The 20,572-nt window shown below is 67.5% G+C and carries 20 protein-coding genes; 6 read left to right on the top strand and 14 right to left on the bottom strand.

The window, feature by feature from the left end; translation table 11 throughout:
* Nucleotides 1-1,455 carry an FAD/NAD(P)-binding protein gene (locus tag ACFU4Z_RS11075; protein WP_379061475.1) on the bottom strand — a complete coding sequence of 485 codons (1,455 nt, stop codon included), beginning with the start codon at nt 1,453-1,455 and terminating at the stop codon, nt 1-3.
* 153 nt (nt 1,456-1,608) lie between these two features.
* Between ACFU4Z_RS11075 and ACFU4Z_RS11070 the strand changes: the two genes are divergently transcribed.
* Entirely contained in the window at nt 1,609-2,727 is a 1,119-nt protein-coding gene (locus ACFU4Z_RS11070; protein WP_379061473.1) for a LuxR C-terminal-related transcriptional regulator, read from the top strand.
* A gap of 604 nt (nt 2,728-3,331) precedes the next feature.
* On the opposite strand, the gene ACFU4Z_RS11065 is transcribed toward ACFU4Z_RS11070, so the two are convergent.
* Complete coding sequence (locus tag ACFU4Z_RS11065; protein WP_379061471.1) at nt 3,332-3,460, bottom strand: hypothetical protein; 129 nt, start codon at nt 3,458-3,460, stop codon at nt 3,332-3,334.
* 13 nt (nt 3,461-3,473) lie between these two features.
* On the opposite strand from ACFU4Z_RS11065, the gene ACFU4Z_RS11060 reads away from it, so the two are divergent.
* Nucleotides 3,474-4,172 carry an MHYT domain-containing protein gene (locus tag ACFU4Z_RS11060; RefSeq protein ID WP_379061469.1) on the top strand — a complete coding sequence of 233 codons (699 nt, stop codon included), beginning with the start codon at nt 3,474-3,476 and terminating at the stop codon, nt 4,170-4,172.
* 158 nt (nt 4,173-4,330) lie between these two features.
* On the opposite strand, the gene ACFU4Z_RS11055 is transcribed toward ACFU4Z_RS11060, so the two are convergent.
* The 6 genes from ACFU4Z_RS11055 to ACFU4Z_RS11030 form a co-directional block, all read right to left on the bottom strand.
* Entirely contained in the window at nt 4,331-5,092 is a 762-nt protein-coding gene (locus tag ACFU4Z_RS11055) for an ABC transporter permease (RefSeq protein WP_379061466.1), read from the bottom strand.
* Nucleotides 5,089-6,111, bottom strand: coding sequence for an ATP-binding cassette domain-containing protein (locus ACFU4Z_RS11050; protein ID WP_379061463.1), 1,023 nt, complete (start codon nt 6,109-6,111; stop codon nt 5,089-5,091). The genes ACFU4Z_RS11055 and ACFU4Z_RS11050 overlap by 4 nt, the downstream gene beginning before the upstream one ends.
* Before the next feature lie 56 nt (nt 6,112-6,167).
* A complete protein-coding gene (locus ACFU4Z_RS11045) occupies nt 6,168-6,785 on the bottom strand; it encodes a PadR family transcriptional regulator (protein ID WP_379061461.1) in 618 nt (205 codons plus the stop codon).
* A 167-nt stretch (nt 6,786-6,952) separates the two neighbouring features.
* Nucleotides 6,953-7,417, bottom strand: coding sequence for a hypothetical protein (locus ACFU4Z_RS11040; protein ID WP_379061459.1), 465 nt, complete (start codon nt 7,415-7,417; stop codon nt 6,953-6,955).
* Between the two features lie 283 nt (nt 7,418-7,700).
* Nucleotides 7,701-8,657: an electron transfer flavoprotein subunit alpha/FixB family protein gene (locus ACFU4Z_RS11035; protein WP_379061457.1), complete on the bottom strand. Its 957-nt coding sequence runs from the start codon at nt 8,655-8,657 to the stop codon at nt 7,701-7,703.
* Between the two features lie 36 nt (nt 8,658-8,693).
* Nucleotides 8,694-9,479: an electron transfer flavoprotein subunit beta/FixA family protein gene (locus ACFU4Z_RS11030; protein ID WP_379061455.1), complete on the bottom strand. Its 786-nt coding sequence runs from the start codon at nt 9,477-9,479 to the stop codon at nt 8,694-8,696.
* Nucleotides 9,480-9,668: 189 nt separating this feature from the next.
* Here ACFU4Z_RS11030 and ACFU4Z_RS11025 point away from each other — a divergent pair, with 189 nt between their 5' ends.
* Genes ACFU4Z_RS11025 through ACFU4Z_RS11015 form a run of 3 tightly spaced genes read left to right on the top strand, consistent with a single transcriptional unit; the run spans nt 9,669 to nt 13,341 of the window.
* Nucleotides 9,669-10,481, top strand: a complete 813-nt coding sequence (locus ACFU4Z_RS11025; RefSeq protein ID WP_379061453.1) for a class I SAM-dependent methyltransferase — start codon at nt 9,669-9,671, stop codon at nt 10,479-10,481.
* On the top strand, nt 10,478-12,082 hold the full coding sequence (locus ACFU4Z_RS11020) for a 1,4-alpha-glucan branching protein domain-containing protein (protein WP_379061451.1): 1,605 nt from the start codon (nt 10,478-10,480) through the stop codon (nt 12,080-12,082). Before ACFU4Z_RS11025 ends, ACFU4Z_RS11020 begins: the two co-directional genes overlap by 4 nt.
* Nucleotides 12,079-13,341, top strand: a complete 1,263-nt coding sequence (locus ACFU4Z_RS11015; protein WP_379061449.1) for a glycosyltransferase family 4 protein — start codon at nt 12,079-12,081, stop codon at nt 13,339-13,341. Before ACFU4Z_RS11020 ends, ACFU4Z_RS11015 begins: the two co-directional genes overlap by 4 nt.
* A gap of 9 nt (nt 13,342-13,350) precedes the next feature.
* Here ACFU4Z_RS11015 and ACFU4Z_RS11010 read toward each other — a convergent pair whose 3' ends face one another.
* Nucleotides 13,351-13,896, bottom strand: a complete 546-nt coding sequence (locus tag ACFU4Z_RS11010) for a DUF1697 domain-containing protein (RefSeq protein ID WP_379061447.1) — start codon at nt 13,894-13,896, stop codon at nt 13,351-13,353.
* Between the two features lie 76 nt (nt 13,897-13,972).
* Nucleotides 13,973-14,722: an acyltransferase gene (locus ACFU4Z_RS11005; RefSeq protein ID WP_379061445.1), complete on the bottom strand. Its 750-nt coding sequence runs from the start codon at nt 14,720-14,722 to the stop codon at nt 13,973-13,975.
* A 269-nt stretch (nt 14,723-14,991) separates the two neighbouring features.
* Here ACFU4Z_RS11005 and ACFU4Z_RS11000 point away from each other — a divergent pair, with 269 nt between their 5' ends.
* Nucleotides 14,992-16,338 (top strand): PQQ-binding-like beta-propeller repeat protein, encoded by a 1,347-nt coding sequence (locus tag ACFU4Z_RS11000; protein ID WP_379061443.1) that lies wholly within the window; start codon nt 14,992-14,994, stop codon nt 16,336-16,338.
* Nucleotides 16,339-16,408: 70 nt separating this feature from the next.
* Here ACFU4Z_RS11000 and ACFU4Z_RS10995 read toward each other — a convergent pair whose 3' ends face one another.
* The 4 genes from ACFU4Z_RS10995 to ACFU4Z_RS10980 all read right to left on the bottom strand — a co-directional run bounded on the left by ACFU4Z_RS10995 (nt 16,409) and on the right by ACFU4Z_RS10980 (nt 20,383).
* Entirely contained in the window at nt 16,409-17,578 is a 1,170-nt protein-coding gene (locus ACFU4Z_RS10995) for a class I SAM-dependent methyltransferase (protein ID WP_379061440.1), read from the bottom strand.
* Entirely contained in the window at nt 17,578-18,555 is a 978-nt protein-coding gene (locus ACFU4Z_RS10990) for a class I SAM-dependent methyltransferase (protein WP_379061438.1), read from the bottom strand. The genes ACFU4Z_RS10995 and ACFU4Z_RS10990 overlap by 1 nt, the downstream gene beginning before the upstream one ends.
* 177 nt (nt 18,556-18,732) lie before the next feature.
* The gene (locus ACFU4Z_RS10985; protein WP_379061436.1) at nt 18,733-19,509 is read right to left on the bottom strand and encodes an enoyl-CoA hydratase-related protein; all 777 of its coding nucleotides are present in this window, start codon (nt 19,507-19,509) and stop codon (nt 18,733-18,735) included.
* Between the two features lie 34 nt (nt 19,510-19,543).
* Nucleotides 19,544-20,383 carry an NUDIX hydrolase gene (locus tag ACFU4Z_RS10980; protein WP_379061434.1) on the bottom strand — a complete coding sequence of 280 codons (840 nt, stop codon included), beginning with the start codon at nt 20,381-20,383 and terminating at the stop codon, nt 19,544-19,546.
* Nucleotides 20,384-20,572: the final 189 nt, after the last annotated feature.

Below are 20,572 nucleotides of genomic sequence, written 5' to 3'. Positions count from 1 at the left end.
TCAGCAGGTGAGATGGTCGGCAAAGGCGGCCGCTTCGGCGGCGAGGCCGGGTGGGTTGGTGGCGATGAACATGGAGTCGGCAGCCAGGTTGCCCAGGACGTGCCAGGTAGAGCTCGGGCGGCCCGCGGTGAGAAGTCGTCGGGTTCCTGGTTCGACGCGGAGGCCGCCGGAGGGGGCGAGTTCTGCCGCGCCGGCGGCGAGGAGCGCGCTGACCAAGGGTTCACTTTCCTGGGGTGTGGTGTAGGCAGGCGGGTTGACAGCGTTGAACACGGCGTCAGCGGTCCATTCGGCGTCGTCGAACACAGTGAATCCACCACCTGGGCGGGCCTCTATCTTGGTGAGCCCGGAGCGGAGTCGGAGTTGACCCGAATCCAGTATGCGCAGCATGATTCTCGCGTTGTACGGGACCATCGGAGAGCTCAGGCTGCTGACCGTGCGGAAGTGTTCGGTGCGCAGCATTGCTCGGTCTCTCTCCGCGAGCATGGGCCACAGGATCGGGCCGATGGTGCGGATCGCCATCGTCAGCAGGCGGCGGCCCTGGTGCGGGGAGTCGACCTCGGCCAGTTGGCGGCGCAGGCGAGCGACGGGTTCCTCGGTGCCGGTGTCCCGGATTTCGGTGGCGAAGGAGTCGAAATCCTGTCCGAGATCGGCGAGTTCAGCCCGCATGAGCTCGACCAACTGAGCGAAGGTGACAGTGCCTTGTTCAGCTTTTCGCACCGCGTTAGCGGGGGTGAGGTGCCGCGGGGCGAGGGGGAGCGGGCGTTGCTGGACGTAGGGCAGAACGCCGCCGCGGGAGAGCAGGCTGATGGGCCCGGTATGGCCGTTCGCAGTCAGCGCGGCGGCGATATCGACCGCGGTCAGGCCGCTGCCGATGACCGCGACGTGCGCGTCCGCTCGGACGGTGGCGAGTGTGTGCTCGAGCGGGTAGGGCTCGTCGACGTACCCCAGGGCGTCGGTGAGGCCGTAATGGTCACGGGGACGGCCACTCCCGACGCAGAGCACGACGCGATCGAGCGGATGGGCGCCCCTGTCTTCGGTGTGCAGGACGGTGCCGCCGTCATCGGCGAACCCTGTGACGCGCGCATTGACCACGCTCACCTGCCACCCCGCGCGCCGCAACCGCCTGATGGCGGCCAGCGCGCTCTGCTCGAGATACTCGCCGTATACGCCGCGCGGCACGAGTGGCTGCCCGAGCCCCTCGTCGAGGTAGCTCGCCGCATCGTTTCGGGCTTGCAGCCAGCGCGCGTAGTGCGCCTGGTCGCCCACGCGCACCGACATCAAGGCAGGCGGGGCGTTCACCCGCACCGCCTCCAGGTCCGACTGGTACGGACGACCTCGCCATACCGCGGACGAACCGTCGAACACCGTGATGCGGCCGCGCGCGGAGTCGGTTCCGGCGAGTGTGTCCAGCAGGCCGACCGCCGCAGCGCCCCCGCCGACGATTCCAATCCGCATGATGATCTCCCTCAACTCGTGTCTTGTCGTGTCGAGCCTCATCCGACCGCGGCCCAGGCGATATCCCGCGAATGCGGGAATTTCGATGGCGGCGCGTCAATTCCCCTCACATGGGGGATAGCGGGCACGCGCGGGCGGTAGCAGGATGGCGACATGACCACCCCGACTCCGCACGCGGTCGGCGCCCTGCTGACCGGCATCGCAGACGCTCCCGACGCGCACGCGCTGTTCGCGGAAACTTCGGCCCGGCTGCGCCGGCTCGCGCCCTTCGACGCCGCCGTCTGGGTGGCCACCGATCCGATCAACGGGCTGACTGCCGCACCGGTGCGGGTGGAGAACCTGCACGAGAGTGGTTGCGGAACCTATTGGGAATCAGAACTTTTCGCCGAGCACGTGAATCTCTTCCGCGACCTTGCACGAGCCGCGATTCCGGTCGCCGGGCTACGCGAGGTGACAGGTGATCGCCCCACGTTGAGCCCGCTGTACCGGAATTTCATGTGCCCGCGTGGTTTCGAGGACGAACTGCGCGCCGTGCTGCGCGTCGACAGGCAACCGTGGGGTCAGCTCAGCCTGTTCCGTGAGCGCGGGCGAAAGCCGTTCTCGGCCAGGGACATCGCTCTGGTGCACACGCTGTCCGCCCCGATGGCGCGGCGATTGCGCAGCTTCGCACAACCGGCGGCACAGTCGTCGCCAACCCTGGCCATTGCTCCCGGCATGCTCCTCTTCGACGCGGCCGGCGGCCTGATTTCGATCAACGATGAGGCTCGTGACCTGCTCGCGCAGATGCCCCGGGGCCCGTCGACGCCGACCTCGCTCGGCATCGAATTGCCGCTGCCGGTCTGGATTCTCAGTACCGCGGGCCGGGCTCGGCTGACCGGCGAAAGCACGCGGATCCGCATCCGGACCGCGACAGGTCGCTGGCTGGTCTGCCACGCCTCGTGCCTGCGTGACGCCGACGGGAACGCCGGAATGACAGCGCTGGTCATCGAACCGGCCAAGCCATCGGATGTCGCGTCCCTGGTGGTCGCCGCCTACGAACTGACCCGCCGCGAGCTGGAAGTCACCGAACTCATCGCCCGCGGGTTGTCCACCGGCGAAATCGCCGCCAGGCTAGTCCTTTCCGCGCACACTGTCCGCGACCACGTGAAGTCCGTCTTCGACAAGGTCGGTGTCACCAGCCGCGGCGAACTCGTCGCGAAGCTGTTCACCGACCACTTCGAACCCCTCATCGCCCGCGCGACCTTACGAGTGCTGGACGTCGAGGCAAGCTAGCTGAATGATCGACCGAGCACTCGAACGCGCACTCGAGCTGTTCCTGGCCTCGCCCCTCCACCGCGACGTGGCCGTCGCGCAGAACCTACCCAGTGCCCGGACATGCTGGATCCTCGTACTGCTGCGGCTGTCCGTTCCGCGTGCCCGTCGAAGGCGAAGGCGCGCAGGGACTTCGCGATCACGTGGATCGGTCGCTGATGGATTTGCTGTTGTCTTGCATTGCGATTTGCCGGTACTTAGCGCGTAGATCTGGCGAAGTGCTCCATCGTGGTTGCTCACCGGGTCGGATGACGCGGACCGCGGCGTTCAGTGCGAGCCACCGGCCCAGCAGGCGGTAAGCCTCATGGCGAACCGTGCCACCACTACCGCGACATAGATTCAAAGAGACTCCCGGTACAACCGCCGCCGTCGCCCCGAACCGAGTGACGACTCCAGCAGGGCGCGCAGCGCAATCACGCAATGTGAAATTTGCATAATGCAACTCTCGTTGAGTTGCGCTATGGTCGCAGTCGATTTGCTGGCAAGAAGCCGGTTAGTGGCCACGGAGCGGATGCGTGCTGGAACTAGATCACTTCAGTAACGGGTGGGTGACCCCCGTTCTGGCTTACATCATGTCCGTCGCCGGATCGATGCTCGGCCTTCGATGCGCGGTGCACGCCCGATCGTCGTACTGGCCCGCAGGCTGGCTCATCGCCGCGGCGGTTGCCCTGGGTGGCGCCGGTATCTGGGTCATGCATTTCACCGCGATGCTCGGCTTCTCCATCCGCGGTGGAACCATTCGTTACGACGTGCCGATGACGCTACTCAGCGCGGCCGTGGCGATTGTGGTGGTGTGGATCGGGCTGTCGGTCGTCGTGCGCTGGGGACGGGAAGTCCTTGCGCTGCCGATCGGCGGTGCGATTACCGGGCTCGGCGTGGCTGCCATGCACTACCTGGGCATGCATGCGATGAACACCGATGCGACCGTGGGATACAACCTCGGAACTGTTGCGCTGTCGCTCGTGATCGCCGTGGTCGCGGCGACCGCGGCGCTATGGTTCATGCTGCACGTCAGCGGCTTCGGCGCAACTATCGGCGCGGCGCTGATCATGGGCCTCGCGGTGTGCGGCATGCATTACACCGGAATGGCGTCGATGCACGCCCAGCACGTCGGTCAGCATGACATGCCCCCCAACGGCGCCGACCCCATGCAGCTGATCACACCGCTGATCCTGACCGTCACCGTGATCACCATAATGTTGGTCGCGGTGGTTGGGCTGGCCGAACTCGACGAACTCAGCAAGCCTGATCCACTCCCCGCATCTGCCCGGCCCGCTGCTGCCCAGCCCCGATCCGCCCAGTCCGTGGCCACCCGGCGCAAATCCTCCACACTGGCAACCGCTGCCGCCGATCTGCCCCGAAGCGGCCGCGAGTGGCCGCGGCGAGAAATGCCGGATCAGCGCTGACTCCTCGTGGCCGCGACCGGTCCTGCCGCCGCGGCGACCATGCGGACGAAGGCAAGGCTGAACTGTTCCGACGATGCCGTAAGTCCGCGATCTCGAAGATCGGGCTCTTCGTCCTGTTGACCGCGACAACCAGGTCTGCAGGCCCGCACCGATGTTGATCAGGCATTCTCCCGCGCGAAGCTGCGCGCGCCGAGCACCATCAACACCACCGCGACCAACACCGTGAGCCCGCTGCCGAGATACACCTCCGAGGCGCCGAAATCGCCACGGAACAGCGCCCGCGCGGCGTCGACGGTGTGCGAGAACGGATTTGCCTTGGCGATGTTCTGCAACCAGGTCGGGCCGAGGGTCATCGGCAGCAGAATCCCCGACAGCAGCATGAGCGGAACAGTGATGCTGTTGAGCACCGACGCCAGGGTGTCCTCCGCCTTCGCCCACAGCCCTAGCGCGTAGGACGCCGCGGCGAGACCGGCGGCCATCACCGCGATCAGCAGCACCGATGCCACCAATCCCCGTGTGTCCGGACGTAATCCGAAGGCCAGCATCGCCACCGCCACGAGCACCAACGCCTGGACAACCAGCACGACCATGTCCTTGAGAACGCGGCCGAGAAGCAGCGCGGCCCGGCTTGCCGGGGTGACCCGCTGGCGCTCGACCACACCCGCGCGCAACTCCATCACGATGGAAAAGCCCGCGAACATCGCGCCGAAGAGCCCGATCTGGATGACCAGCGCCGGTGTCAGCACCTGCCACGGGTCGGTATCGGGCCCCAGCGCGGCCGCGATGCCCTTGACCAGCGGACCGAACAGCACCAGGTACAGGATCGGCTGCGACAGCCCGATCAGCACCCAGACCGGATTGCGCAGATTCGCACGAAGCTGGGACCAGAAGATCAATCCGGTCTCGCGCAGGAACCTCATGACCGATTCCCTTCGCGCAGCGAACGTCCCGTGATGGTGAGGAAGACATCGTCGAGGCTCGGGCGCTTGACGGTGAGCGCGCCGGGGGTGATGCCGCGCGCGTCGAGCGCGTGCAGCAGCGGGACGACCGCGGCGTCACCCCGTTCGACGGTGAGGTGCAGCAGCGTGACCCCGGCCCGGTCCGAACCGACACCGTCGGTGCGCACCAGCGACCGCACATCGAGCACCGCTCGAGCGATCTCGAGTGCGAGATCCGTGTGGTCGTCGTCGATTTCGAGACTGACGACATCACCGGAGATCCGCCGTTTGAGCTCGTCGGGCGTACCCTCCGCGACGATGCCGCCGTGGTCCATGACCAGCACCCGATCACAGAGCGCGTCGGCCTCCTCCAGGTAATGGGTGGTGAGCACGACCGTGGTGCCCTGCTCGCGCAGGCGCCGGATGTGCCCCCAGAGGTTGGCCCTGCTCTGCGGGTCGAGGCCACTGGTCGGTTCGTCGAGGTAGATCAGTCGTGGTCGGTGCACGAGACCGAGCGCGATGTCGACCCGCCTGCGCTGGCCGCCGGAGAGCTGAGCGCACTTGCGGCCACCGAGCCCGTCCAGCTCCAGCGCCGCCATCAACTCCTCGGCATTGTGGGTCGCCGCCGCCTTGCTCAGTCCGAAAAGCCTTGCCTGCAAGACCAATTCGTCGATGACCAGTTCACCGTCGTTGGTCGTGCCGCCCTGGGCGACGTAGCCGATTCGTGAGCGCACCGTTCGCTGTTCGGCGCGCAGATCCGCACCGGCGATGGTCGCCTCGCCCGAGGTCGGCCTGATCAGGGTGCTGAGCATGCGCAGCGTCGTGGTCTTGCCCGCGCCGTTGGGGCCGAGCAGCCCGAGGATCTCGCCGTCGCAGACATCGAAGTCGATGCCCGTAACCGCTTGCACGGGACCAGTTTTGGCGTGAAAGGTGCGAGACAGCCCGCGGACTCGGATCACCGAAGGAGCGGTGCGGTCACGAACCGATTCGATCGTTTCCACACCGACAACGGTAGGAACGATCGAACTAATAGTCAAGCTTTACTATTCATAGTTGATCATTTTGTGGTCATGGGACCCCCGTCCACCCGCGCCCACGCCGACCAGACATCGAGCTCACCGCTCTCGATACGCTCCAATGTCTTTCGCGACCAGGTGAGATCGGCCCTGACGTGATCGGCCGCCAACCGCATCGCGTCCGCGACGTGGTATGGCTCGTACTCCGTCGGATCGCCGGAGCCCGCGAGAATCCGCTGCTCCTCGCGCTCCAGAAAGACCAGATCAGACTCGAACTTCAGAATCCGTCCGCGCATCGCGGCGACGACTTCCTCCTTCGGCAGGTACGGCATCAACGCCACCGCCGCGAAGTACGGATTCTTCGCCTGCTCCGAGGTCCATATCGCCTCGCGCAGCATGTCCCCGAACGCCTTCTCGCCCTCGGTGGTCATCCGATAGGTGGTCCGCTCCGGCCGTGCGCCCTCCTGCCCCACCCCCTCCACCGCGATGAGGCCGTCGCGCTGCAACGTGTTCAATGCCCCATACACCGAACCGGGCTTCACATTCGCCCAGTCGTCCGCATGCCAGGACAACAACTCGCGCCGAACGTCATAGCCATGCACGGGCGCGAGCAACCGCACCACCGCGAGGACCAACATCCGAGTCGTGGGAACAGCCATATTCGCAGGCTATCGCACCCGCGAGCGACCCGAGCGCGGCCCGTGAGCGGCCATTTAGCTCAACCCGGCGGGTGCGCGATTCCGCGATACCGATGGCGGTTGCGCGTCTGGCCTTGCTGGGTGATGCACATCCAGACGGCGACCCCGCAACCGTGGGCGTCGTGTTCTCACTGGGAGATCGGGTGCAGGCAGTAGCTCTTGTTCGAGTGCATCAACGTGTTCGTACCAGGATGCCGTTTCCTGACGGTCGTGGTGCAGACGCCGCCATCGCGGGAGTCGAGCTTGGCGTTCACCTGGAAGGCACCGGGTTGGGTGCACGGAATCTTCCGCAGCGTGGTGAGTCGCATCGTGAGTTGGACTTCGGTGCAACAGTCGCCGAGCGCGGCATTGAGCTGAAGGCATATGTAGCTGGTTCGGCCCCGCCGTGGGGAGTCGTACTCTTCGAACTCGCCCGCAGGGCAGTGCTGCACATTCCAGCCGCGCACCACCCGCACTGCCGCCTCAGGGTTGTCACAACCACGTTTTCGGAAGTCGAACCGATCACGGCCCGGTGGGTCGACCAAATAGCCGCAGTCGCCGGCCTCCATCGGCGACGAACTCTCCGAGCCACAGCCGACGACTCCCAGCGACACGAACACGAGGGCGGCGAATATCGACAGAGCGCCCCGGTGAAGTGACCTGCGAGCCAGCGCATTTCGGGAGACGCGTGGTCGTACACCCACACTGCCCCGGCACGGTGGCCGACCGCCGGAGTAGCGAGGTGCGCCAGACATCGGCTGGGACATGTCGATAGCGATGCCATAGCATCGAATTCAGGCGACAAGTCGGTGCGCATTGTCGCGGCGAGCGTGAAAATGTCAGTGGCCCCGGCTGTTTCCAGCCGGGGCCACTTGGGAAACGCTCAGCGCGGAGCTATCAGCCCTTGTGCGCCTTGACCGCTTCGGTCAGCTGCGGGGCGACCTTGAACAGGTCGCCGACGATGCCGTAGTCCGCGATCTCGAAGATCGGAGCCTCTTCGTCCTTGTTGACCGCGACGATGGTCTTCGAGGTCTGCATGCCCGCGCGGTGCTGGATCGCGCCGGAGATACCGAGTGCGATGTACAGCTGCGGGGAGACCGTCTTACCGGTCTGGCCGACCTGGAACTGACCCGGGTAGTAGCCCGAGTCGACCGCGGCACGCGAGGCGCCCACAGCGGCGCCCAGCGAGTCGGCGAGCGCCTCGACGACCGCGAAGTTGTCGGCGGAACCGACACCACGGCCACCGGAGACGACGATGCTCGCCTCGGTGAGCTCCGGACGGTCGCCACCGACGATCGGCTCGCGGGAGATGACGCGCACGACGCCCTCTTCCTGAGCCGGGACCTCGACGGTCACCTTTTCACCGGCACCGGCCTGCGCCGAGGCCTCGATGGCGCCGGGGCGCACCGAGATCACCGGCACGTCGCCGGTCGCCTTGGCGTCGACGGTGAACGCGCCACCGAAGATGGAGTGCACGGCCGAGCCGTCGGCCTTGACATCGATGACGTCCACCAACAGGCCGGAGCCGATGCGGGCGGCCAGGCGACCCGACACCTCCTTGCCTTCGGCGGTGGCGGCGACGATGACGGCGGCCGGCGAGGCCGACTCCGACAGTGCGGCGAGCACGTCGACCTTCGGGGTCACCAGGAAGTTCTCGACATCGTCGGATTCGGCGATGTAGATCTTCTCGGCGCCCGCCGCGGCCAGCGCGTCGGCCAGCTTCTCGCCGGTCCCGGCCGAGCCGAGCACGACGGCGGCCGGTTCGCCGAGGGCGCGGGCGGCGGTGAGCAGTTCGGTGCTGACCTTCTTGATCGCACCGTCGGCGTGCTCGACGAGCACAAGTACTTCTGCCATTTTGTGTTCTCTCCTAAGCAGTCTCGAGCGGGCGGATCAGATGATCTTCTGACCGACGAGGTACTGGGCGATCTTGCTGCCGCCGTCGCCCTCGTCCGCGATCTTCTCGCCCGCCGTGCGCGGCGGCTTCGGGGTGGCCGCGGTGACGGTGGTGCCCGCGTTCGCGACGCCGACGGTCGCCGGGTCGACACCGAGGTCGGCCAGCGTGAGGGTCTGCACTTCCTTCTTCTTCGCGGCCATGATGCCCTTGAAGGAGGGGAAGCGCGGTTCGTTGATCTTCTCGGTGACGCTGACGATGGCCGGGAGGGTGGCCTCCAGCTTGAAGACACCCTCGTCGGTCTCGCGCTCGCCGGTGATCTTGTCGCCGTCGACGACCAGCTTGCGCAGGTGCGTGAGCTGCGGGATGCCGATGTACTCCGCGATGATCGCGGGCACAGCGCCCGCGCGACCGTCGGTGGCCTCATTGCCCGCGATGACCAGCTCGACACCCTCGACCTGGCCGAGCGCGGCGGCGAGCACGTAGGCGGTCTGGACGGCGTCGGAGCCGTGGATCGCCGGGTCGTTGACGTGGATGGCCTTGTCGGCGCCCATGGACAGCGCCTTGCGGATGGCCTCGGTGGCACGGTCCGGACCGGCGGCCAGCACGGTGACCTCGCCGCCCTGGGCCTCCTTGATCAGCAGCGCTTCTTCGACGGCGCGCTCGTTGATCTCGTCGAGGACGGCGTCGGCAGCCTCGCGGTCGAGCGTGAAGTCACCATCGGTCAGCTTGCGCTCGGACCAAGTGTCGGGAACCTGCTTGATGAGTACGACGATGTTCGGCATTGGTCTTCGTCGACCTCCTGTTCTGGGGGCACGTTGTGGTGGTCGCACGAGCGGGCCGTACGTCCATTGAGTAGCTCAGGGCGTGACACTACCCTACGTTAAGTTACTCATGGGTAACTTAACCGCTTCTCTCTCACAACACCGGTCCGGGCGATATCGTGCGCCGGTTGTACCAGTAACGTCGGACGGATGAGCGAGGCTGTGATCCCTGCCGCAGTGGGCACCCCACCGGGCATTACTCCCGAGTCGACCACCGGCGACCTCGAGCCGCTGCCGCTGACCGGCGAGCGCACCGTACCCGGCATTGCCGAGGAGAACTACTGGTTCCGCAGGCACGAGATCGTCTACGCGCGCCTGCTGGAGCGGTGCGCGGGAAAGACTGTGCTCGAGGCCGGATCAGGGGAGGGCTACGGCGCGAACATGATCGCCGACGTGGCCACCAAGGTCATCGGTCTCGACTACGACAGCAGCGCGGTCGCGCACGTGCGCGCCCGCTATCCACGCGTCGAGATGCTTCAGGGCAATCTCGCCGCGCTCCCGCTCGACGACGACGCGGTCGACGTGGTGGTGAATTTCCAAGTCATCGAACATCTTTGGGACCAGGGCCAGTTCATCCGCGAATGCCTTCGGGTGCTGCGGCCGGGCGGCGAGCTGCTCATCAGCACCCCCAACCGGATCACCTTCTCACCGGGTCGCGACACCCCGCTCAACCCGTTCCACACCAGAGAACTGAATGCCGCGGAGCTGACCGAACTGCTGGTCGAGGCCGGATTCGAGGTCACGCTGATGACCGGCGTGCACCACGGCCCGAGCCTGAAAGCGTTGGACGCCAAACACGGCGGCTCGTTCATCGACGCCCAGATCGAACGCGCGCTCGCCGGTGAGCCCTGGCCCGCCGAGCTGACCGCCGACGTCGCGGCTGTCGGCATCGACGATTTCGCGTTGCTCACCGACGACATCGACGCCAGCCTCGACCTTGTCGCCATCGCGGTGAAGCCTTGAGCAGATCGGCCGTACCCGGCCAGTTCACTCTGGTCTTGCATTCCCACCTGCCCTGGCTCGCCCATCACGGCCGCTGGCCGGTCGGCGAGGAATGGCTCTATCAGTCCTGGGCCGCGTCCTACCTTCCGGTCGCCGAGGTACTGAGAAACCTGGCCGCCGAAGGACGTTCACATCTGCTGAGCCTGGGGATCACCCCGGTGCTCGCCGCCCAGCTCGACGATCCGCACTGCCTGTCCGGCATGCACCACTGGCTGGGCAATTGGCAGCTGCGTGCCGACGAGGCCGCGATGGCCGGAAACACCGCGCTCGGCAGGCATGAACACCGGCTGGCCACCGCCGCACTGGCCGACTTCGAACAGCGCTGGCGGCACGGCGCGGCCCCGGTCTGGCGGGCCCTCATCGACGCCGACGCGATCGAGCTGCTGGGCGGTCCGCTCGCGCATCCGTTCCAGCCGCTGCTGGACCCACGGCTGCGCGCCTTCCAGCTCACCGAGGGCCTCGTCGACGCACAGCAGCGCTTGGGCCACACCCCGGCCGGGATCTGGGCGCCGGAATGCGGCTACACCCCCGGCATGGAGACCGAATACGCCGACGCCGGTGTGACGCATTTCATGGTCGACGGTCCCGCGCTGCGCGGCGACACCTCGCTCGGACGACCCGTTCGCGAGTCCGATGTGGTGGCCTTCGGGCGCGATCTCCAGGTGAGCTACCGGGTGTGGTCACCCAAGTCCGGCTACCCGGGGCACAGCGCCTACCGTGACTTTCATCACTATGACCACGCGACGGGTCTCAAGCCCTCCCGCGTCACCGGCAAGACGGTGGCGGGCCCGGACAAGGCGCCGTATGACCCGGAGCTCGCCGCCGCCGCGATCACCCGCGATGTCGACGATTTCGTGCGGACCGTGCGCGAGCGGCTGATCTCCGAATCCGAGCGGATCGGCCGTCCCGCCCTGGTCGTCGCCGCCTTCGATACCGAACTGTTCGGCCATTGGTGGCACGAGGGTCCGCAGTGGCTCGAACAGGTGCTGCGCGCATTGCCCGAGGCAGGCGTGCAGGTCGGCACCCTCGCCGATGCCCGCGAACGCGGGTTCGTCGGCGAGCCGGTGCCGCTGGCGGATTCGTCGTGGGGCTCCGGCAAGGACTGGCGGGTCTGGGCCGGTGACCAGGTCCGTGACCTGGTGGAACTCAACGATGACATCGTGCGGCTCACCCTCGACACGGTCGACAAGATGCGGACCGCGGACGGCGGCGTCGAACTGCGCGACCAGGTAGCCGACCAGCTGCTGCGCGAGGCCATCCTCACCGTGTCCAGCGACTGGGCCTTCATGGTCAGCAAGGACTCCGCGGCGGGTTACGCGAGGGATCGCGCGCACCGGCACGCGCATGCCGTGCGCGAGATCGCGGCCGCGGTCGGTGCGGGTCAAGTCGCCAAAGCACAGCAATTGGCGGCAGGATGGGGTGCGGCTGACGGATTCTTCCCCGGTGTGGACGCACGGCGACTTGCCGACTCGGGGTCCGGTCATCACGCTGCCGCGCCGGAAATTGCACCGGGACCAGGCCCCGCCGCGGACCAAGGCTCCGCCTCAGAAGGACATGCATGAAGATTTTGATGGTGTCGTGGGAGTACCCGCCGGTTGTGGTCGGCGGGTTGGGCAGGCACGTGCATCACCTGGCGATCGAGCTTGCCACCGCGGGCCACGAGGTCGTCGTGCTGTCGCGCCGCCCCACCGGCACCGACTCCTCGACCCATCCCACCCACTCCTTCATCGCCGATGGCGTGCTGGTGGTCGCGGTCGCGGAGGACCCGCCGTGTTTCGACTTCGGCGACGACATGCTGGCCTGGACGCTGGCCATGGGGCACGCGATGGTGCGGGCCGGTGTCGCGCTCGACAAGCCGGGCATCGGTGACGGCTGGGTCCCCGACGTCGTGCACGCGCACGATTGGCTGGTCGCCCATCCCGCGATCGCCCTCGCCGAGTATTACGACGTGCCTCTGGTCTCGACCCTGCACGCGACCGAGGCGGGCAGGCACAGCGGCTGGGTATCGGGCCGGGTCAACAAGCAGGTCCACTCGGTCGAGTGGTGGCTCGCCAACGAATCCGACGCGCTCATCACCTGTTCGGCCTCGATGCAGAACGAGGTGGAACGGCTCTACGGGCCCGAGCGAATTCCACTGCGGGTGATCCGCAACGGCATCGACGTCGGCGCATGGACCTTCCGTCCGCGCGCACCGCGCACCGGCCCGCCGCGGCTGTTGTATGTGGGGCGGCTGGAGTACGAGAAGGGCGTGCAAGACGCGATCGCGGCGCTGCCGAGGATCCGGCGCGCGCACCCCGGCACCACGCTGACCGTCGCCGGTGCCGGCACCCAGTTCGAGTGGTTGCGCGAGCGGGCCCGGGTGCACCGGGTGGCGCGCGCGGTGACTTTCGCCGGACAGCTCGGCCACGACGAGCTGCTCGGCTGGCTGCACGGCGCCGACGCGATCGTGCTGCCGAGCCGCTACGAACCGTTCGGCATCGTCGCGCTGGAGGCGGCCGCGGCGGGTATCCCGCTGGTCACCTCCACCGCGGGCGGTCTCGGCGAACTCGTCGTCGACGGTGTCACGGGCGCGTCTTTCGAACCCGCCGACGTGGACGGCCTCGTCGACGCGGTCCGTGCCGTGCTCGACGACCCCGCGGCGGCCCAGGATCGCGCCTACGCCGCCCGCGAACGGCTCACCGCCGACTTCGCCTGGGACGTCGTCGCCGCCGAGACGATCCAGGTCTACCAGTCCGCGAAACGCCGCGTCCGCAATCCGATGGGCCGTCCGACGATCGTGGAACGCCCACTCCCCGAACGCGATCCGAACCAGCCCGTCTGATCGCCGCGACTAGGCCTCCAGCTTCTTCACGACCTTCTGGATGGTGAGCCACGTGCGCGTGGTGATCTCCTTGCTGTAGGTCTTCTCCATCCAGGCCATGTAGTCCGGGGTACGCGGCTCGGTGTTGTCGATGACCGAGAGGACGACACGGGCCTTCTCGTCGTAGCCGACAATGCGGACGCCGGGCTCGCCGCGCTTCTGCAGCTCCTCGGTGATCTTCGGCGGCGGCTGCTTGAGGAAGGTCGCGGTCAGATAGGTTTCGCGACCGTGCGTCAGGCCGGGGAACGGATCGGTATCGAGCAGATCCCGCAGTTCTTCGTAGCTGCGAATGATCGTGCCGCCCGGAATGCCGAGCTCGCTGTTCAACGCATCCTGAATGCGCGCTTCCAACTCCGGTATGTCGGTGTCGGTGCTGTGGAACACCACATTGCCGCTCGACAGCAGCGTCGCGACCTTCTCGAACCCGAGACCCTCGAAGACCGCGCGCAGCTTCTCGTTCTTCATGTTCGGGTTGGTCGGCATGATCCCGCGCAACAGCGCCGCGTACCTGTTCATAGCGCCGACCGTACCGATCGCGCCCGACAGACATCGGTCCGCCCGGCCAGCGGGTCGAGCGCCGCCGGCGGCACGGCTACGCCGACTGCGTGACGCCGTTCTTCTTGCGCGCGATATCTTCCAACGCGGCAACGTATTTCGCGCGCTCCTCAGCGCCCGCCTCCCACGTCTCCTTGCGGTTCTTGACGACCTTGGCCGGGGCCCCGACGGCGATGCTGTAGTCCGGGATCTCACCCTTGACCACCGCGTGCGCACCGAGCACACAACCGCGGCCGACGCGCGTCTCGCGCAGCACGGTCACCTTCGCGGCGATCCAGGTGTCCGGGCCGATGCGCACCGGGCTCTTCACGATGCCCTGATCCTTGATCGGCATGTTGATGTCGTCCATGCGGTGGTCGAAGTCGCAGATGTAGCACCAGTCCGCGACCAGCGTCGACTCACCGATCTCGATGTCGAGGTAGGTGTTGACGACGTTGTCCTTGCCGAACACCACCTTGTCGCCGATGCGCAGCGAACCCTCGTGGCAGCGAATGGCGTTGCCGTCGCCGATGTGCACCCAGCGACCGATCTCCATCCGGGCAAGCTCCGGTGTCGCGTGGATCTCCACCCCACGGCCGAGGAAGACCATGCCGCGCAGCACGATGTGCGGGTTGGCCGCCTTGAACTTGAACAGCCGGTAGTAGCGCACCAGATACCAAGGCGTGTATGCCCGGTTGGCGAGCACCCAGCGCAGCGAAGCTACGGTCAGAAAACGCGCCTGCAGCGGATCCCGACGGCGCGATCCGCGCCACCGCGAGCGCAACGGTGCGCCCCACATGCTCGTCACGAACGGTCTCCTTCGTGGTCCTTCGGGTCGCGTCCGGCCCGGCCGCAACAGATAGAGCCTATCCGCCTGCGCGATACGGCCCGCGACCACCCGCGTCGACACTGACGGGACGCGCACACCCCTCGGATGTCCCTCCGTTACAGTGTCTCGTGCGCCGGCGACAGCGCCCTCGAGTCTGCACGTGGACACCCTCCCCTGGACGTGATCGCGCTGCGGTTCGACACGCTTTAGTCTCGTGCGAGCGGCCAACGACGACAGGAGTGCAGCAGGTGCGAAGCGGCAGCGTACTGGATCCATCCAGGTGGCGACCGTCCCGGCTGCACGCGGTGGGATCGTTGGCCATCGTCGGCGCGCTGGCATTGGCAGGCTGCGGTACCGACATCGACGACATCACCGTCGGCCCGGGCAAAGGCTGGCCCTCCGCGCACTACGACGGTCGCAACGGCGGCACGAGTCCGGTTACCGGCTCGCGCAAGGTATCGCTGAGCTGGTCGCGTCCTATCGGCGGTCCGGTCGAGGAGGCCGTCACGATCGGCGCCGAAGGACAGATGTTCCTGACCACCCGCGCCTCGGCCGGGTGCGCCATCTTCTCCTTCCAGATGCGCAGTGGCCGTAAACGTTTCTGCAACGCTCTGGGCCCGAACGCGATCTCCGCGCCGTCGATAGTCGACGGCGCCACCAATGTCTATGTCGGCGACGACGGCGTGAACGCACCCGCCGGGGTGAATTCGTTCAACTACCTCGGGCAGCCGCGCTGGCGCACGCCCGTTGCCGGAGTTCCGGTTTCGGTGCAGTTCACCGGCGACGGCAATGTGCTGTCGATCAGCCAGTCCGGCCAGGTCGACGTGCTGTCACGGCAGACAGGTGCGCGTGTGGTCCCCACCATGCAGCTACTGGGGGAGCCCGACTTTCTCGAGTATCCGGACCTGGTCCGCCCCGCTGCGGGGCAGGGCCTCGACGACTGCCGCACCGGCGGACCGCAGTGCCCGGTCGCGAACATCTCCGCCGTCGACCCGGACACCGGCCGCTTCTTCCTGACGCTCTGGAAGCCCGGCAAGCCCGCCGCATTGGTCGGGCTACGCTACGCGAACAACAAGATCCAGCAGGAGTGGAGCGCTGACCTGTTGATCGATGGCAGCGCGACCAGTCCCACCCTGTCCGCCGACGGCCGCACCGTCTATGTGGGCGACAACAGCAACCGCCTCATCGCGGTCGACACCGCCGACGGCCGCACCAAGTGGTCCCACACCCTGGAGTGGACGCCTCGCGGCGGCATCTCGGTCTCCGGCGACGGCCTCATTATCCCGTCCGGTGACGACGGCTACCTGCTCGCCATGCGAGACAAGGGTGACTCCACCGAGATCGCATGGGAGCGTAAGGATCTCGCCCTCCGCGGCACGCCTGTGCAGACCGCGGGCAGCACCGGCTACACGGCTGCCTCCATCGGCGAGGGCCTGAACCTGATCACCTTCGACACCAAAACCGGCGCCACCGTCGATTCCGATGTCATGCCCGACGCCAAGGGCAGCACCACCGGCACCTCCATCGGCGCCGATGGCGAAATCGTCCTGGCCACTCGAATCGGCGAGCTCTTCGTTTTCAAGCCCGACCGGTAGTCAGCTCTGATTGCCGCGCCCGTCCGGCCGAGTGCCCGGTCATCGAGTTTCGATGACCGATCCGGCTACGCTAGACGGGAGCTTGCGGGATACAGAGGAAAACGGCCGCGGTGCGCCCGATTCGCGTGATGACCAACGTATAAGGCTGGGAGCCCGACAGTTTCAGCCGACGGCGCAGCTGATCGGGATCGACATCGACACCGCGCACCAGAATCTCCAGCGGCCCGCATTCGCGCTTGCGCAGCTCGGTGCGCAGGCTCTTCTCCCGGTATTCCAGCCGATCGATGATCCGGAAGCCGCGCACACCATCGGGCGCCTGGTCGCCGGTGAGGTAGGCGATGCGCGGGTCCAATTGCCACAGACCGTGTTTCGCCGCGTAGTGGCGCACCAGGCCGGCACGCACGACGGCCCCGTCCGGGTCGATGATCCACTCCCCCGGATCCTGTTCGGGAATCTGGTCGGGCTCGGCGTCGGTGAGCGTCCAGGATTCGCCGTTGGAGTTCAGGACCGTCGCCCGGCGGGTGCCGGTCTCGGCCAGCCCCGGCGACCACAGGCAGGCCTCACGCACGGCTCCGTCCAATGACACCACTTCGACCTCGCCCGGCCAGTCGAGTCGATCGAAATCCAGTCCGGGCGCACATTTCACGGCGAGATCGCGCCCTGGGTAGGCAGCAAGCAGGTCGGGCAGGGGTGGTTGCAGTTTCGCCGGATCGTGAGTGCGGCGGCCATCGGCCCGCCGGGCGGGGTCGGCGATAACGACCGTGCCGACACTGCAGGACACCAGGGCATCCGCCTTGGCCAGCACCACGTTTCGCGCGGCTGCCAGATTGTGCGCGGCCATCGAGAGGCGAACATCGTCCAGATCGCTGCCGATGACCGACGGGCAGGCACGAGCCAGCTCGGCGAGTTCCGCGCCGATGGAGCAGGTCACGTCGTGCACGGCCCGATCGGCCAGCCGCGCGGCGCGGTGCCGGGCCACCAGGGTCGGAGTGGCCTGCTGCAGCGCGTCATCGGTGAACAGCCAGGCCCCGGCATCGGAGAGCTTCGTGGCGGCTCTTCGGCGCAGCCGCACGGTCTCGACAAGGGCGGCGGCGCGGTCGCCGTGTGCACGGCGCACCCGCTCGAGATCGCGCAGGTGCGTCGTGGTGGTCAGCTCCAGCCCGTCCACCTCGGCCAGCGCGGCGATACCCGCCGCACTGCCGAGGAAGGTGACATCCTCGGTGCCGAAGCTGTACCCCACTACTTCGCGGAAGCGCCGGGCTTCACGCCGGTGATCATCGCGTTGTAGAAGAACTGGCGCGGCACCACACGGCGCATGACGTTCTCGTCCACCCAGCTCAGCCCCAGCCACGCCTTGTACATCGCCAGGCGGTAACCCATGGTGAGCTTCTCCTCGGGCACCGCGGCCTCGAAGGTGCGCACCGGCCAGCCCCACAGTGCGGCGGCGAACTCCTCGGTGGTCGCCTTCACCTCGACCGCGCCCGCCGAGGACGCCATGGCTTCCAGCTCGCGCGGGTCGAAGGTGTGCAGATCGACGACCGCTTCCAGCGCCGCGGCACGCGAGGACTCGTCCAGCTCCGTCTGCGGCCGCCGCCAGCCCGCCAGCGCGGGCAGCTTGGTGACCGAGGTGGTGGCCTTCCAGGTGATCCGGCCCAGCCAGCGTGCGTAGAAGTTGCCCGCCGTGGTCGGCTCGCCGGCGAAGACGAAACGTCCGCCCGGCTTGAGCACCCGCAGGCATTCCTTCAACGCCAGCTCCACATCCGGGATGTGGTGCAACACCGCGTGCCCGCAGACCAGGTCGAAGGTGTCGTCGTCGTACGGGATGGTCTCGGCGTCGGCAACGCGACCGTCGACGTCGAGCCCGAGGTTCTGCGCATTGCGCAGCGCGACCTTCACCATGCCCGGCGAAAGGTCGGTGACCGAACCGGACTTCGCGACGCCGCCCTGCATCAGGTTCAGCAGGAAGAAGCCGGTGCCGCAGCCGAGTTCCAGCGCCCGCTCGTAGGGCAGCGGGGCGGCACCCACGGCGGCGTCGAATCGCCCGCGGGCGTATTCGATACAGCGCTCGTCATAGGAAATCGACCATTTGTCGTCATAGGTCTCGGCTTCCCAGTCGTGGTACAGGACCTGGGCGAGCTTTGTATCCTTGAGCGCTGCTTCGACCTCGGCCTCGGTGGCATGCGGGTTCGGCGCGGGGTCGTCGGAACGTACCGTCATGGTCGGCAAGCCTATCTAACCCGCCGGTGCCAGTCGTCAGCGGAGTAGTAAGTGCCGCCTAATTCGCGGTGCGGGTCCCACTGTCGAGAACCCGCTCCGGTTTCGGGAGCGCTCAGCGACGTACCCGCGTGCAACCGCAGCCGAGTGTTGCGCTGACGGAGCTGGGGATCCGCCGGATTAGCGGCCGACGAACGCCGCGGACCCCGGACCGTCGGCCAGGTAGGAACGCGTTCCAATTTCCCGGTCCTCCGTGGTGAACAGATCGGCCCACTCCGTCCGCGCGCGGTCGAGGCCGTGCGGACCCGCCTCGAAGACTGCCTTGGCGGCCGACAGCGCGCGAGCCGGGCCGCCGATGAATTGCTCGGCCCAGCGCAGCGCGGCGGTGTATACGTCATCGGGGGCGACCACCTCGTCGACGAGGCCGAGCGCGAGCGCCTCTTCCGCTTCGACGAAGCGGCCGGTGTAGACGAGGTCCTTCGCGGGGCCGGGGCCGATCAACAGCGACAGCCTGCGGATGCCCGCGAGCGGAATCAAACCGGCCTGGATCTGCGGCAACCCGAGCTTGACGTTGTCACCGATGATGCGCCGGTCGGCGCCAAGCGCCAGCTCCAGCCCACTGCCGAGGCCGTAGCCGCTGATCGCGGCGACCGTCGGTTGCCCGATCTTGGCCAGGCAACCGAGCGCGGTCTGCAGATCGGCTGCCATGGCGGCGGCCTGATCGGGGTCGAGCCCGGCCAGTTCGGCGAGATCGTCGCCCGCCGAAAACACCCGCTCGTCGCCGTAGACGACCAGCGCCGCGACGCGGGTGTCCGCGGCGACCGTTTCGGCTGCCGCGGCCACTTCCCGCGCCAGCTGTACGGTGAACTGGTTCATCGGCGGGCGGGCGATCCGGAGCACGGCCACGCCACGCGCGGCATCACCCTCGGGCAGATCCAAGGTCACGAATTCGGCCATGGAACGCCACGCTACCGGGTAGCCGCCGGTTTCCTCACTTGCGCACGGATCCCTTGAGCCGACTCTGATCCGGGAGGTCGGCGAAGTAGCGCTGATTGTCGGGGAAGGTCAGCACCTGACGTCCTTCGACCGCCGACAGCACCGGCATGATCGGGTCGATGACCACCTCGGCGGCGAGAATGTCCGCGGTGGAAGCGAACTCGCTCAGCGCGACGAGCTGCGCCCAGGTGGGCGGCAGCAGAATGTCGGTGCCCGACCGCCAGCGATCCAGCGCTTCGGCAGGCGTACGCCACTGCACCTCCTCGGCCTCGGAGGTGGCTCCGTCGGCCAGTTGCCCCTCGGGCAGCACGGCAACGAAGAACCTGGTGTCGTAGCGGCGTGGCTCGATCACCGGGGTGATCCAATTCGCCCACGGCCGCAGCAGATCCGCGCGCAGCACGAGTTTTTCCTCGGAGAGGAAGGCGGCGAGCGACACGTCACGGCGTTCCAGCCGCCCTCTGGCATCGCGGTAGCCTGCCGTGTCCGAGACGACGCTGTCCGCGGTCGGCCCCGCGAGCAGCACTCCGCATTCTTCGAATGTCTCGCGCACCGCGCCGGCCACCAGCGCTTTGGCACGCGCCTGCGTGGTACCGAATTTCGCGGCCCACCATGCGGGTTCCGGGCCGGCCCACTCGATATCCGCGGTCCCGTCCGAGGGGTCGACGCCACCGCCGGGGAAAACCGTCATCCCTGCGGCAAACGCCATCGCGCCCACCCGGCGCTGCAGGAACACCTCTGGTCCCGCGGCACCGTCTCGCACCACCATGACCGTCGACGCGTCTTTGGGCGACGGCACCTGCGGCTGAGAGTCAGCCTGCGCGTTTGTCTCACTCACCCTTGCACCCTAGCGCCTGCTTGGTGCTGGGTCGCCTGCCCATCCGGGTCAGCGCATCGAGCGCGGCGGCTCGCCGCCGATCGCCGGGCGAGCGCAGCTCGCACTCGGCACCGGTCACTATTCGAAGGACATGTTCCCAGGCGGGTCGAATGCCGTTCGCGCCGAGCAGTCCGGGCTCGACGCCGCAGT

The sequence above is a fragment of the Nocardia sp. NPDC057440 genome, assembly GCF_042802915.1.
GTDB lineage: Bacteria > Actinomycetota > Actinomycetes > Mycobacteriales > Mycobacteriaceae > Nocardia.
Note: the sequence above shows the minus strand (reverse complement) of the source record. Positions and strands in the feature narration are given on the sequence as shown.

Coding starts and splice junctions, on each gene's coding strand:
- ACFU4Z_RS10990 (WP_379061438.1), bottom strand. CDS start 18,555: ATGACGGTACGTTCCGACGACCCCGCGCCGAACCCGCATGCCACCGAG.
- ACFU4Z_RS11015 (WP_379061449.1), top strand. CDS start 12,079: ATGAAGATTTTGATGGTGTCGTGGGAGTACCCGCCGGTTGTGGTCGGC.
- ACFU4Z_RS11010 (WP_379061447.1), bottom strand. CDS start 13,896: ATGAACAGGTACGCGGCGCTGTTGCGCGGGATCATGCCGACCAACCCG.
- ACFU4Z_RS11030 (WP_379061455.1), bottom strand. CDS start 9,479: ATGCCGAACATCGTCGTACTCATCAAGCAGGTTCCCGACACTTGGTCC.
- ACFU4Z_RS11045 (WP_379061461.1), bottom strand. CDS start 6,785: ATGGCTGTTCCCACGACTCGGATGTTGGTCCTCGCGGTGGTGCGGTTG.
- ACFU4Z_RS11055 (WP_379061466.1), bottom strand. CDS start 5,092: ATGAGGTTCCTGCGCGAGACCGGATTGATCTTCTGGTCCCAGCTTCGT.
- ACFU4Z_RS10985 (WP_379061436.1), bottom strand. CDS start 19,509: ATGGCCGAATTCGTGACCTTGGATCTGCCCGAGGGTGATGCCGCGCGT.
- ACFU4Z_RS11025 (WP_379061453.1), top strand. CDS start 9,669: ATGAGCGAGGCTGTGATCCCTGCCGCAGTGGGCACCCCACCGGGCATT.
- ACFU4Z_RS11035 (WP_379061457.1), bottom strand. CDS start 8,657: ATGGCAGAAGTACTTGTGCTCGTCGAGCACGCCGACGGTGCGATCAAG.
- ACFU4Z_RS11065 (WP_379061471.1), bottom strand. CDS start 3,460: ATGACCCAGATACCGGCGCCACCCAGGGCAACCGCCGCGGCGATGAGC.
- ACFU4Z_RS11060 (WP_379061469.1), top strand. CDS start 3,474: ATGCTCGGCTTCTCCATCCGCGGTGGAACCATTCGTTACGACGTGCCG.
- ACFU4Z_RS11075 (WP_379061475.1), bottom strand. CDS start 1,455: ATGCGGATTGGAATCGTCGGCGGGGGCGCTGCGGCGGTCGGCCTGCTG.
- ACFU4Z_RS11070 (WP_379061473.1), top strand. CDS start 1,609: ATGACCACCCCGACTCCGCACGCGGTCGGCGCCCTGCTGACCGGCATC.